Raw genomic sequence first — 12,468 nt, forward strand, 5'->3', positions numbered from 1 at the left:
ACACGGCTTTGAAACTGCGGCGCAATTGCTGATAATGGCCGCTTAAGCTGCGCATCTATCGATCTCAATTACCTGTCGATCTCAAACACCTAACGATCTCAAGTAACTAGCGATTTCAAAAATCTAATCAGGTGCGCATTAGCACACGCCGCCATGGACGTAACTGGATACCGAAATGAAAGACACCATAATTTCTTTGCTCGAAGGCGCCGTTACCGCGCTCAAGCACCAAGGCGTGTTGCCGAACGACCTTCAGCCCAGCATCAAAGTGGACCCCACGAAAGATAAGGCGCACGGCGATTACGCCACCAACCTAGCACTTATGCTGGCCAAACCCGCTGGCAAAAATCCGCGTGAACTGGCCAACATGCTGGTATCGGCGCTGCCTGAAAGCGACGCTATTCAAAAAACTGACATTGCCGGCCCCGGTTTTATCAACTTTTTTGCAGCGGCCGATGCGGCGGCACAAATTGTTGCTCAGGTGCTCAACTGCGGCGATACCTTTGGCCGCAGTCTGATCGGCAAAGGTGAAAAAGTGCAGGTGGAGTTCGTTTCCGCCAACCCCACCGGGCCTCTGCACGTCGGGCATGGGCGTGGCGCTGCGATTGGAGACTGCCTATGCCGCCTGCTAGAAGCGACCGGCTATGACGTCACTCGCGAGTTCTACTATAACGACGCAGGCGCGCAAATCGCCAACCTTGCACGCTCTGTTCAGGCACGCGCTAAAGGCTTAGGCCCCGACGATCCCAACTGGCCGGGAGACAGCTATCGCGGTGAATATATTGCCGATGTCGCCAAGGATTACTTGGCCGGCGAAACGGTGAGCGCGGATGATCGCGAAGTGACCGCAAAAGCTGATCCAGAAGATTTAGAGGCGATTCAAGCGTTCGCTGTGGCCTGGCTGCGCCGCGAACAGGATTTAGATTTAAAAGCCTTCGGCGTTGAGTTTGACGTTTATTTTCTTGAGTCTTCGCTCTATAACGATGGCAAGGTAGCCGCCACGGTTGAGAAACTGATAGCGGCGGGCCACACCTATGAAGACGACGGCGCGATGTGGCTGCGCACCACGGACTTTGGTGATGACAAAGACCGCGTGATGCGTAAACGTGACGGCGGCTATACCTACTTCCTACCCGATGTGGCCTACCACTTAGACAAGTGGCAGCGCGGCTTTAAAACCGTGATTAATGAGCAGGGTGCCGACCACCACTCCACCGTGACCCGCGTACGCGCTGGCTTACAAGCGTTAGAAGTAGGCATCCCCAAAGGCTGGCCCGACTACGTGCTTCACCAAATGGTGATGGTGACCCGCTCTGGCGTCGAGGTAAAACTCTCCAAGCGCGCTGGCAGCTACGTCACCGTGCGCGATTTGATCGATGAAGTCGGCCGCGACGCCACGCGCTTTTTCCTCGCGGCTCGCCGCGCTGATTCCCAGCTCACGTTTGATATCGACCTGGCCCGCTCGCAGTCTAACGACAACCCGGTGTATTACATTCAGTACGCCCATGCCCGGGTATGCAGCATGTTGCGCAAAGCACACGATGCCGACCAGCCATTCGATCATCCGCTAGCGCTGGCCAATTTAGCGCTATTGGATAGCGACCAGGAGAAAGCCGTTCTGAACCGTTTGGCACGCTTCCCTGACGTCGTCGAAACCGCGGCTAAGAACCGTGAACCGCAACAGGTTGCGCAGTATCTGCTCGATCTGTCTGGCGATTTCCACACCTGTTATAACGCCGTCAAAGTGATGGTAGCCGACGACACCTTGCGCAACACGCGCCTGGCGCTAGGTCTTGCGACCCGCCAAGTGCTGCGCAACGGTCTCGATTTAATGGGTGTTAGCGCCCCAGAGGAGATGTAACGCATGGCCACCCCGCGCAAAAAGCCTACCCGCCAAGGCGCCACCTCACAGCGCAAGTCTTCCTCAGGCGCCAGCGGCGGCGGCTTTCGCATTCCCGGTTGGCTATGGGGCCTTGCAGGCATGGCCATTGGCTTCTTTCTTGCTCAGCACCAACACGGCACTGCGCCGTGGCAGGAGCAGAGTGAGCCTCCTCAGGCAACCGTGCTACCGAAGCCTTCCGGTAGCGAGGAGCGCGACGCTGCACGAGCAACCGAAGGCCCAGCCGAGCCCTCAATGCCCACCTTCGAGTTTTATACGCTGCTGCCTGAAACCGAAGTTATTGCGCCTGGCGTTACGCTGCCGTCAAGCGTTGTCCGCCCCGAAGTGACGGAGCAGACAACCGAGAGCAGCACCGCATCCGATGCAGCTGCGGGCGATGACCCTATTGCGCAAGTGATTGCCGCCAACACGCGCCCTGAGGATCAAGTATCGGCTGCCCAGGAGAGTGCTGCTAGCAGTAGCACGCCCAGCCGCTACATGCTTCAAGCAGCCTCGTTTCGCCAGCTAAGCGATGCCGAACAGCTGCGCGGCCGGCTGCGCAATCTCAGCCTGCTGGCACAAATTAGCGAAGTACAGGCCGATGGCAACACGTGGCACCGCGTCCAGGTTGGCCCCTATGAAGATACCCGCGAGCTTAATCGCGCGCAGGATTTGATGGCTACGCAAGGCATTGAGCCACTACTTATTCAGCTACAAAACTGACAAACCCACCCCCCGATGTCCTGCGGGTGGTTGATTTTTCATCAGCCGCCCGCATTTTGTTGTGAACGCCTACACAACGGTCGCTTGCTAAGCGACCAGCCAGTCATCGGGAGCGTGTCTCCCCCAAGGAGTTATCTCCATGACCACCATTGTTTCCGTTCGTCGTGGTAATCAGGTCGCCCTCGCTGGCGATGGTCAAGTATCGCTGGGCAATACCGTAATGAAGGGTAACGCCAGCAAAGTCCGTCGCCTCTACCGTGGCAAGGTACTTGCCGGGTTCGCGGGCGGCACTGCAGACGCATTTACGCTGTTTGAGCGCTTTGAAGCGCAGCTAGAAAAATATCAGGGGCATCTGACTAAAGCCGCTGTTGAGCTAGCAAAAGATTGGCGGACCGAGCGCGCGCTGCGCCGCCTGGAAGCATTGCTCGTCGTCGCCGACCACACCACCTCGCTGATCATTACCGGCAACGGCGACGTGGTGGAGCCCGAACACGGCGTTATTGCCATTGGTTCCGGAGGCAACTTCGCCGAGGCCAGCGCCCGAGCGCTGCTAGAAAACACCGAGCTGTCGGCACGTGAAATCACCGAAAAATCGCTGGCTATCGCTGGTGATATCTGTGTGTTCACCAACCACCACGTGACGCTCGAAGAGCTGTCGATCGATGGGCGCTCATAGCCCCACGCGTCCTCTTCACGCCGCTCAAAGAACACAAAGGTTACCGTTATGACTCAGATGACACCCCGCGAAATCGTTCACGCTCTCGATCAGTACATTATTGGCCAACAGGATGCTAAGCGTGCTGTTGCCATTGCCCTACGCAATCGCTGGCGCCGCATGCAGCTGGACGATGATTTACGCCCGGAAGTCACGCCCAAAAACATCCTGATGATCGGCCCCACCGGCGTGGGTAAAACCGAGATTGCACGCCGCCTTGCTAAGCTGGCCAAAGCACCGTTTATTAAAGTCGAAGCCACTAAATTTACCGAAGTGGGCTACGTTGGCCGCGACGTTGAGTCGATTATTCGCGACTTAATGGAAAACGCCATCAAAATGGTGCGCGAGCAGGCCAAAGAAGACGTAGGCCACCGTGCCGCCGATGCTGCTGAAGACCGGGTACTCGATGCCCTGTTACCGCCGCCGCGTGGTCAGGAAGACAAGCCCCGTGAAGATAACGGCACTCGCCAGACCTTCCGCAAGAAGCTCCGTGAAGGGCAGTTAGACGAAAAAGAGATCGATATCGAAGTATCGGCTCAAAGCCAAGGCGTCGACATCATGACCCCGCCGGGCATGGAAGAGATGACCAATCAGCTACAAAGCATGTTCTCCAACATGGGCCAGCAAAAGCGCGAAAACCGTCGTGTGACGGTAAAAGAAGCGCTCGTACTGCTGCGCGACGAAGAAGCCGGCAAGCTGGTCAATGAAGAAGAGATCAAGGCGCGTGCGGTGTATTCAGTTGAGCAGCACGGCATCGTGTTTTTAGATGAGATCGACAAAGTTGCCAAAGGCAGCGGCCAGTCTAGCGGTGGTGAAGTGTCTCGCGAAGGCGTGCAGCGTGATCTGTTGCCGCTCATTGAGGGCTCAACCGTTTCAACCAAATACGGCATGGTTAAAACCGATCACATTCTGTTTATCGCCTCGGGGGCTTTCCATCTGGCGCGTCCGTCGGACCTGATTCCGGAGCTTCAAGGTCGTCTGCCGATCCGCGTTGAACTCGATGCACTCACGCCCAATGATTTCAAACGCATTCTGACCGAGCCTTCCGCCTCGCTGACTAAGCAATATAAAGCGCTGCTGGCGACGGAGGGTCTCGACATTGAGTTTACGCCAGACGGTATCGAGCGCATCGCGCAGATCTCCTGGCAGGTCAACGAAGGCACTGAAAACATCGGCGCTCGCCGTTTGCACACCGTGATGGAGCGGCTGCTAGAAGAGGCCTCCTTCAAAGGTGGCGACATGGAAGGCCCGCTGGTGATTGACGGCGACTACGTCAATGCACAGCTTGGCGAGTTGGCAGTTGACGAAGATTTATCGCGCTATATCTTATAAGCGTCCGCATCTTTACATAACCGAAGCGGGGCGTAGGTGGCGATTGGCTGCCTGCGCCCCACCTGTTTAGAGGTTTGTTATGACTGCTCCTACGCCTACCCGCGTTCACTACCATAAGCAGGCCCGCGAGTTAGAGCTTGGCTATGCCACTGGCGAAACCTTCCGCCTACCGGTGGAACTGCTGCGCGTCTACTCTCCCTCTGCAGAGGTGCGTGGTCATGGCGGCGACAGCGCCGTACTTCAGGTAGGTAAAAAAGACGTCGGCCTGCAAAACATTAGCCAAGCTGGCAACTACGCGCTTAAGCTGCATTTTGACGATGGCCACGACAGCGGTTTGTTTAGCTGGAACTACCTGCATGATCTCGCCCTCCATCAACAGGACTACTGGAACAACTACTTGCAGCGCCTGCAGGACGTCGGCGCCTCACGTGAGCCTGCGGGTATTCAATTCAAGCAGCTGTGACCGTCACTCAACCCAAGGCACTCATCAGTCTGGGCAGACAAGCCAGGGCGGACAAGGCTACAATGGCGCTAACTTTTTAATCGCACCGGCCACTCAGTCAAAAGACTCAGGGTCGATTCGCCACCGCCTCGAATTCGGGAGCTACTACGCCATGAGCCCCACAGAAAAACGCACGACTCACTTTGGTTTTCAGCAAGTCTCGGTTGACGAGAAAGCCTCGCGAGTAGCCGATGTATTCCACTCCGTTGCGGCCCGCTACGACGTGATGAATGACCTTATGTCGATGGGTATTCACAGAGTATGGAAGCGCATGACGATTGAGCGTGCAGGCGTGCGCCCAGGCCATCATGTACTAGATATTGCCGGCGGCACGGGTGATTTAACCCTAAAATTTTCCCGTCTTGTGGGGCCACGAGGCAAAGTGGTGTTGGCCGATATCAATGCCTCGATGCTGAAAGTAGGCCGCGATAAGCTGATGGATAACGGCGTGGGCGGCAACGTTGAATATGTTCAGGCCAACGCCGAATGCCTGCCGTTTCCCGATAACAGTTTCGACTGCATTACGATTGCCTTTGGCCTACGCAACGTTACCGACAAAGACGCCGCGCTGCGCTCCATGGCACGCGTACTCAAGCCCGGCGGTCGCCTCTTAGTGCTGGAGTTTTCCAAGCCAAATAATCCCCTTCTTTCAAAAGCTTACGACGAGTACTCTTTCCGCCTGCTGCCCAAAATGGGCGAACTGGTAGCCGGCGATGGCGAAAGCTACCGCTATTTGGCAGAATCCATTCGTATGCACCCAGATCAGGAAACGCTCAAAGCGATGATGGAATCCGCAGGCCTTGAACGCGTTGAGTACACCAACCTGACCGGCGGCATTGTTGCACTGCACCGCGGCATTAAGTTATGACGCTCTCTCCCGTGGCGTTTTCCATCAAGGGGTCAGCATGCTGGTAACCCCAACCTTGCTGCTGGCCGGTTGTGAACGCACGCTCAATGCTCTTCTTGCCCGTGACCCGGCAGCCCCTGGCCGCTTGGCGAAGCTTGCGGGCAGCCGCCTGCTGGTACGCTTCGAGCAGCCGCATCTGGCCGTGGTTATCCACTATCATCATGCCGGGGTAGATCTACTGCGGGGCGACGACACTGAAGAAGCCGACGCTAATGCGGTGGTTGAACTTACTCCCGAAACATTGTCCGAATGGATTAGTGGCGCCTCAATTGAGCGGCTAATGTTTGACGGTAAGCTTGCTGTGCGTGGTCATATTCATCTGCTAGAAGCCACCCGCGAGCTTCTTTTCGATCTGGATATTGATTGGGAAAACGAACTCGCCCATTGGCTGGGCGATATGCCCGCACACTCGCTAGCGGAGGGCTTGCGGCGCATGGCTCGCTGGGGGCTGCGCGCCAAAGATGAGCTGATCCAGGACGTTTCTGAGTACGTCTTTGAAGAGGCGCGCCTACTGCCAGGGCGACAGCAGCGCAACGTTTTGCGCGAGCACCTCACCGAACTAGAAGTGGCAACAGATCGCCTGGAAGCACGCTTTAAACGCTTAGAACGACTACTGACACAGCGCCAGACACTGGTGCAGGAGCCGCACCCATGAGCCTGCGCCTGCTGCGAATTAGCTGGGTGATAAGCCGTCATCGGCTAGATACATTACTCCCGCTAGAGCGTCTCCCTTGGTGGCTGCGGGCGCTGCTTTGGTTTTCGCCGCTACGCTTAGTGCCTATCGGCAAACGCTCACGCGGCGAGCGTTTACGCCTCGCTTTAGAAGCCTTAGGGCCAATTTTCATTAAATTTGGGCAAATGCTCTCGACCCGCCGCGATTTACTGCCGGCGGATATCGCCGATGAGCTCAAACGCCTTCAGGATCAGGTGCCCCCCTTCCCGGGTGACCAGGCTGCTGCTCGCGTCGAGAAAGAGCTGGAAATGTCGCTGGCGGAAGCGTTTGCTGAATTTGACCATGTGCCGCTGGCCTCAGCATCTATTGCTCAAGTGCATGCTGCCCGGCTGCATAGCGGCGAAGACGTGGTGGTTAAAATCATTCGGCCGAGCATAGACCGCGTGATGCGCCAAGATATGGCGCTGATGTATCAAGTCGCCAAACTGCTGTCCAAGGTGCCTGATGCGCGCCGCTTGCGTCCGGTAGAAGTCATTCGTGACTACGAAGCGACGCTGTTTGATGAGCTTGACCTGTATAAAGAAGCCGCCAACACCTCGCAATTGAAGCGTAATTTTAAAGACTCACCATTGCTGTTTGTACCGACCATTTATTGGCCTTTTACGCGCCGACACGTCATGGTACAAGAACGCATTCGTGGCATTCCGGTCGCCGACCTGGACAGCCTAATCGCCCGCGGCACCAACTTGAAAAAGCTGGCCGAGCGTGGCGTTGAGCTGTTCTTCACGCAAGTATTTCGCGATAACTTCTTTCATGCCGACATGCATCCGGGCAATATTTTTGTTAATTGTGACAATCCCGAAGACCCCCAGTACATCGCCATCGACTGCGGCATTGTCGGCAGCCTAACACGCGAAGATCAAGACTATTTGGCGCGCAATCTGCTGGCGTTTTTTCATCAGGATTATTACGAAGTCGCTGCCCTGCATATTGAGTCTGGCTGGGTGGGCGAAAACACGCGTGCTAATGAGTTTGCCGCCGCGATTCGGACGGTGTGTGAACCTATTTTAGAGAAACCGCTAAAAGATATTTCTTTCGGCCAGGTGCTGCTAGGGCTGTTTCAAACCGCGCGTCGCTTCAATATGGAAGTGCAGCCGCAACTCGTCCTACTGCAGAAAACCTTGCTGAATATTGAAGGACTAGGTCGCCAACTTTATCCTGACTTAGATTTATGGAGCACCGCTAAGCCTTATTTAGAGCAGTGGATGAAAGAGCGCGCGGGCGTCGGCGGCTTGTGGGAGTCGTTAAAGCGCCAGGCGCCGGAGCTTTCGCGCCAGCTACCTGAATTACCCGTACTCGCCCATCAGGCGCTCAGCCGCATGGAGCATGAGCATCGCCAGCGGCATCAGCAGGTCGATGCCATTAGCGCCATGCGCCAGCACATGGCTCGTCAAGGCAAGCGCCTGTATCGCTTACGGTTAGGTTTAATAGTGCTGGCGCTGGCGCTCGCCTGGCAGCCGTTAAGCGGTTGGATTGAGCTCCAGGAGTGGCCGGTCTTGGCCGCCGCCGGTATCGGCCTATTGCTGTTAGTCTGGCAATAAAGCGGCGTGACTCAACGATTATAAGGATTTTCATGGACACCGACGCATCATCGACTAGCAATGCGTATGTGCTGGATACTCTCAATGGGGTACTCAAGCAGCGACGTTATGCAGCAGCAGAAGAATCTTATGTTGCGTCCTTGCATCACAAGGGTTTGAACAAGATACTTGAAAAAGTGGGCGAAGAAGCCACTGAAACTGTGCTGGCGGCCAAAGATGCAGAGCACGGCGGTGAGGCTGAGCGCCAAGCGCTGATTTCTGAAACGGCCGACCTATGGTTTCATAGCTTGGTGATGCTGTCTCATTTGGATCTTGATCATCAAGCCGTTTTAGACGAGTTGGCAAGACGCTTTGGCATTTCAGGCCACGATGAAAAAGCCTCTCGCTAGCAATAATATCGACGTTATGGCTACGCTTGGCGTAGGCTTAGCTTACCGGCACCAGTAGTCAGGAAGCATGTAGCTACTGAGCATTCAGTCGCCTAAGCATATAGTGACTAAGAAAGTTAACCTGTACCCATGAGGAAACGCATATGTTAGGTGGTATCAGTATTTGGCAGTTGCTGATTGTTCTGGGCATCATCATCCTAATTTTCGGCACCAAAAAGCTGCGCAATGTAGGCACCGACCTCGGCGGGGCGGTCAAAGGCTTCAAGAAAGCCATGCACGACGAAGAAAAAAACAAAGAGGCTGATAGCGAAGATCCCCATCAGCCGAATGCCAAAGTCAGCCACGAAGAGCCTGGCAATACGTACGATGTGCAGGCTGAAGAGAAGCGTGCCGCTGAACGCAACGAAGAGCGCAAGTAACGCATGCTAGATATCGGCTTTCTTGAGCTCATGCTTATTGGCATTGTCGCGCTGCTGGTGCTTGGCCCAGAGCGCCTGCCACGCGCTGCCCGTACGACGGGTCTATGGATCGGCAGAATCAAGCGCACGGTATCTGGTATGCAGCGCGAAATCAGCGCCCAGTTGGAAGCGGAAGAGCTGCGTCAAAAGCTTAACGATCAGCAGAAAAAGCTCAACGACAGCTTGCACAAAGCGAAGCTGGATGTAGAAAGCATTGTCGATAAACCCACGACAACCCGGGCTAAACCGACTAGCGCAGCAACGCCACGCGAAACATCACAGCCTGAAACACCGCAGAGCGAGATGCAGCAGCGCGCTGCCCAGGCCAACTCTCACTTAGATGACGCGCTGGAAACGGTGCGCGAAGAGGCACCTGCATCCTCCCCAGCGCCTCCCCCGGCCGCATCCTCAGTCAAAACAGACGCCACTGAAGCTGAGCGGGCTGCATTTAATAAGGATAGTAATCACCAATGAGTATGTTTGGCGATTCAAAGGAGCCTCAGCAAGATCAACCACAAGCCCCTCTTATTGAGCATCTAATCGAACTACGTTCACGCTTAATACGCGCCGTGGCTCTTATTTTGGTGATTTTTTTGGGCCTCTATGCCTTTGCCAACGACATTTATACCTTTGTCGCTGAGCCATTGATGGCGCTGCTGCCCGAAGGCTCGCAGATGATCGCGACTGAAGTGGCTTCACCCTTCTTAGCACCGTTTAAGCTGACCTTAGTCGTGGCCGTGTTTATTGCCATTCCTTTTGTACTGCATCAGGCGTGGGCGTTTATTGCACCGGGGCTTTACGATAATGAGAAAGCCCTCGCTATTCCTATCCTGGTCTCAAGCATTGCGCTCTTCTATGGCGGTGCGGCGTTTGCTTATTACGTGGTGTTCCCGCTGCTGTTTGAGTTTTTCACCCAGACAGGGCCGGAAAACGTCGCAGTGATGACCGATATCAACCAGTATTTGAACTTCGTTCTTAAACTATTTTTTGCCTTCGGCGTAGCGTTTGAAATTCCTATCGCGACTTTTTTGCTAATTCTTTCTGGCGCCACCACAGTAGAAAGCCTGTCCAAGAAGCGTCCTTATATCCTGCTGGGCTGCTTCGTGGTGGGCATGCTGCTTACGCCACCGGATGTTATTTCACAGAGCCTGCTGGCGATTCCGATGTACCTGCTTTACGAGGTTGGTCTGCTGTTTGGTCGCCTAGTACGCAAGCGCAAAGCGGAGAAAGAGGCGGCGGAAGAGCAAGAAGACATGCTATAGCGAAGGCACTAATGACGTAGATATCGAAAAGCCGCCGCCATTAATCATGGCGGCGGCTTTTTATATCTACCGTTAACAACCTCGCAATAGTCCTTAATCCATCATTTCTGCGATACGATCGACGAGCTTAAAGATGCCGGTGGCAGCTTCACTGATGCGCGTTGCCAGCATGTACGCGGGTGTCGTTACCACGCTGTGCTCAAAATCAACCACGATATCTTCTACGCTACAGGTGCGGTGCAGCCCGCCCATGGCGCTAATAGCACCGGATACCGCCGGGTCATTCCCCACCGTGACGGCAATACCATCCCCCAGCAGGCGGGGCACCAGTACCGGAGCAATACACATCAGGCCGATAGGCTTGGCTTCTTGACGAAAGCCCGCCAGCGCCTCTTTCAGCGCGTCTAGCACCTGCATATTATCGCTGGCACTGGCAAAGTCTGAAAGATTTTTGGCGACGCCAAAACCACCGGGCACAATCACCGCATCGAAGTTATCCGCATCCAACGCCTCTAGGGGGCTTATTTCCCCCCGCGCTAGGCGAGCAGACTCTAGCAGCACGTTACGCTGCTCGCCTTCAACAACCTCTTGCGTAAGATGATTAACAACATGCTGCTGATCGATATCGGGGGCAAAGCAGCGATACTCAATACCCAACTGGTCTAAGCGCAGCAGCGTCAGCGTGGTCTCATAAATTTCAGAACCATCGTAAACGCCGCATCCGGCTAAAATGACTGCCACCTGTTTGGCCATGCCTATCTCCTTATTATCCGAAACCACGTAGAGTTTGCCGAACGCACTACCGCAAAGCTGTTGCCCACTTTAGTCAGTGTGGTTGTTTGCCACAAGGCGTCTTTCGCCGCAGGGTATGGCTGATATACTGCCGGCAGGCCTTCGGGCACTCTTATTTAACACCCTCATTTGCGATCCTTAATGGAGACAACCTTTGAGTGCACTTACTCCCCGCCACTTTCCTGCCACGCGCATGCGCCGCATGCGCCGTGATGATTTTTCACGCCGCTTAATGCAAGAAAAAACGCTGACGCCCTCCGATCTCATACTGCCGGTCTTTGTTCTTGAAGGTAAAAATCAGCGTGAACCCATAGCTTCGATGCCCGGCGTGGAACGGCTTTCAATCGACCTACTCATTGAGCAAGCTCGCGAAGCGTTTGCATTGGGCATTCCCGCTCTGGCACTGTTTCCGGTCGTCGGCCCTGAGCAAAAAAGTGAGCTAGCCGAAGAGGCCTATAGCGCCAGCGGACTGGTGCAGCGTAGCGTGCGCGCGCTAAAAGAAGCGCTGCCTGAGCTTGGTATTATTACGGATGTGGCGCTTGATCCCTATACCATTCATGGTCAAGACGGCATTTTAGATGAGCAAGGCTACGTGCAAAACGACCGCACCGTAGAAACGCTGTTGAAACAGGCGCTTTCCCATGCAGAAGCCGGTGCCGACGTGGTGGCGCCCTCTGACATGATGGATGGACGCATTGGCGCAATTCGCCAAGTACTGGAGCAAGAAAACTTACACAACGTGCGGATCATGGCGTACAGCGCGAAGTATGCATCGCACTACTATGGGCCATTTCGGGATGCGGTTGGGTCGGCCACTAATCTGGGCAAAGCGGACAAGCGCACCTATCAAATGGACCCCGCCAATAGCGATGAAGCGCTGCATGAAGTGGCCATGGACATCAGCGAAGGCGCCGACATGGTCATGGTCAAACCAGGCATGCCCTATTTAGACGTGGTGCGCCGGGTAAAGGATGAACTCAAGGTTCCCACCTTTGCTTATCAAGTCAGCGGTGAGTACGCCATGCATCGCGCAGCCTTCGACAACGGTTGGCTGGAAGCAGAACCCGTCATACTAGAGTCACTGATGTGCTTTAAGCGCGCCGGGGCAGACGGCATTTTGACCTATTTCGCACTTGAGGCGGCCCGGCTATTGCAGCAAGGCTAATGAAGTACAGCGTCGCTAAGCCGCTTATTGGCATGATGTTGAACAAGATGACAATCCAGTGACACGTATT

General features: G+C 55.1%; 14 protein-coding genes. 13 read left to right on the plus strand and 1 reads right to left on the minus strand.

The genetic code is table 11. The annotated features are described in order from the left end of the window. The first annotated feature begins 175 nt into the window (after positions 1 to 175). From argS to tatC, 12 genes are all read left to right on the plus strand, one after another. Entirely contained in the window at positions 176 to 1,861 is a 1,686-nt protein-coding gene (argS, locus tag ACT3RP_RS17110; protein WP_483394217.1) for an arginine--tRNA ligase, read from the plus strand. A gap of 3 nt (positions 1,862 to 1,864) precedes the next feature. Continuing rightward, positions 1,865 to 2,602: an SPOR domain-containing protein gene (locus ACT3RP_RS17115; protein ID WP_441684182.1), complete on the plus strand. Its 738-nt coding sequence runs from the start codon at positions 1,865 to 1,867 to the stop codon at positions 2,600 to 2,602. 139 nt (positions 2,603 to 2,741) lie between these two features. After that, positions 2,742 to 3,278: an ATP-dependent protease subunit HslV gene (gene hslV, locus ACT3RP_RS17120; RefSeq protein ID WP_096278186.1), complete on the plus strand. Its 537-nt coding sequence runs from the start codon at positions 2,742 to 2,744 to the stop codon at positions 3,276 to 3,278. A gap of 48 nt (positions 3,279 to 3,326) precedes the next feature. Then, positions 3,327 to 4,649, plus strand: a complete 1,323-nt coding sequence (gene hslU, locus ACT3RP_RS17125; protein ID WP_235040260.1) for an ATP-dependent protease ATPase subunit HslU — start codon at positions 3,327 to 3,329, stop codon at positions 4,647 to 4,649. Positions 4,650 to 4,728: 79 nt separating this feature from the next. Beyond that, positions 4,729 to 5,112 (plus strand): gamma-butyrobetaine hydroxylase family protein, encoded by a 384-nt coding sequence (locus ACT3RP_RS17130; protein ID WP_483394218.1) that lies wholly within the window; start codon positions 4,729 to 4,731, stop codon positions 5,110 to 5,112. A 151-nt stretch (positions 5,113 to 5,263) separates the two neighbouring features. Then, on the plus strand, positions 5,264 to 6,019 hold the full coding sequence (gene ubiE / locus ACT3RP_RS17135) for a bifunctional demethylmenaquinone methyltransferase/2-methoxy-6-polyprenyl-1,4-benzoquinol methylase UbiE (protein ID WP_441684180.1): 756 nt from the start codon (positions 5,264 to 5,266) through the stop codon (positions 6,017 to 6,019). A 37-nt stretch (positions 6,020 to 6,056) separates the two neighbouring features. Beyond that, the gene (locus ACT3RP_RS17140; protein WP_483394219.1) at positions 6,057 to 6,713 is read left to right on the plus strand and encodes a ubiquinone biosynthesis accessory factor UbiJ; all 657 of its coding nucleotides are present in this window, start codon (positions 6,057 to 6,059) and stop codon (positions 6,711 to 6,713) included. Next, entirely contained in the window at positions 6,710 to 8,332 is a 1,623-nt protein-coding gene (ubiB, locus tag ACT3RP_RS17145; RefSeq protein ID WP_441684178.1) for a ubiquinone biosynthesis regulatory protein kinase UbiB, read from the plus strand. Before ACT3RP_RS17140 ends, ubiB begins: the two co-directional genes overlap by 4 nt. 32 nt (positions 8,333 to 8,364) lie before the next feature. After that, positions 8,365 to 8,721 carry a phosphoribosyl-ATP diphosphatase gene (locus tag ACT3RP_RS17150; protein ID WP_441684177.1) on the plus strand — a complete coding sequence of 119 codons (357 nt, stop codon included), beginning with the start codon at positions 8,365 to 8,367 and terminating at the stop codon, positions 8,719 to 8,721. A gap of 143 nt (positions 8,722 to 8,864) precedes the next feature. Next, positions 8,865 to 9,140: a Sec-independent protein translocase subunit TatA gene (gene tatA, locus ACT3RP_RS17155; protein WP_441684176.1), complete on the plus strand. Its 276-nt coding sequence runs from the start codon at positions 8,865 to 8,867 to the stop codon at positions 9,138 to 9,140. A 3-nt stretch (positions 9,141 to 9,143) separates the two neighbouring features. After that, entirely contained in the window at positions 9,144 to 9,653 is a 510-nt protein-coding gene (tatB, locus tag ACT3RP_RS17160) for a Sec-independent protein translocase protein TatB (RefSeq protein WP_441684175.1), read from the plus strand. After that, positions 9,650 to 10,441, plus strand: coding sequence for a twin-arginine translocase subunit TatC (gene tatC / locus ACT3RP_RS17165; RefSeq protein WP_096278168.1), 792 nt, complete (start codon positions 9,650 to 9,652; stop codon positions 10,439 to 10,441). The genes tatB and tatC overlap by 4 nt, the downstream gene beginning before the upstream one ends. Positions 10,442 to 10,534: 93 nt before the next feature. Here the strand turns inward: tatC and elbB are convergent, their stop codons facing one another. After that, positions 10,535 to 11,194, minus strand: coding sequence for an isoprenoid biosynthesis glyoxalase ElbB (gene elbB, locus ACT3RP_RS17170; protein WP_192536094.1), 660 nt, complete (start codon positions 11,192 to 11,194; stop codon positions 10,535 to 10,537). 193 nt (positions 11,195 to 11,387) lie between these two features. On the opposite strand from elbB, the gene hemB reads away from it, so the two are divergent. Continuing rightward, the gene (gene hemB, locus ACT3RP_RS17175; protein WP_483394220.1) at positions 11,388 to 12,398 is read left to right on the plus strand and encodes a porphobilinogen synthase; all 1,011 of its coding nucleotides are present in this window, start codon (positions 11,388 to 11,390) and stop codon (positions 12,396 to 12,398) included. Positions 12,399 to 12,468: the final 70 nt, after the last annotated feature.

The organism is Halomonas sp. AOP5-B2-8 (assembly GCF_052376475.1).
GTDB lineage: Bacteria > Pseudomonadota > Gammaproteobacteria > Pseudomonadales > Halomonadaceae > Vreelandella > Vreelandella casei.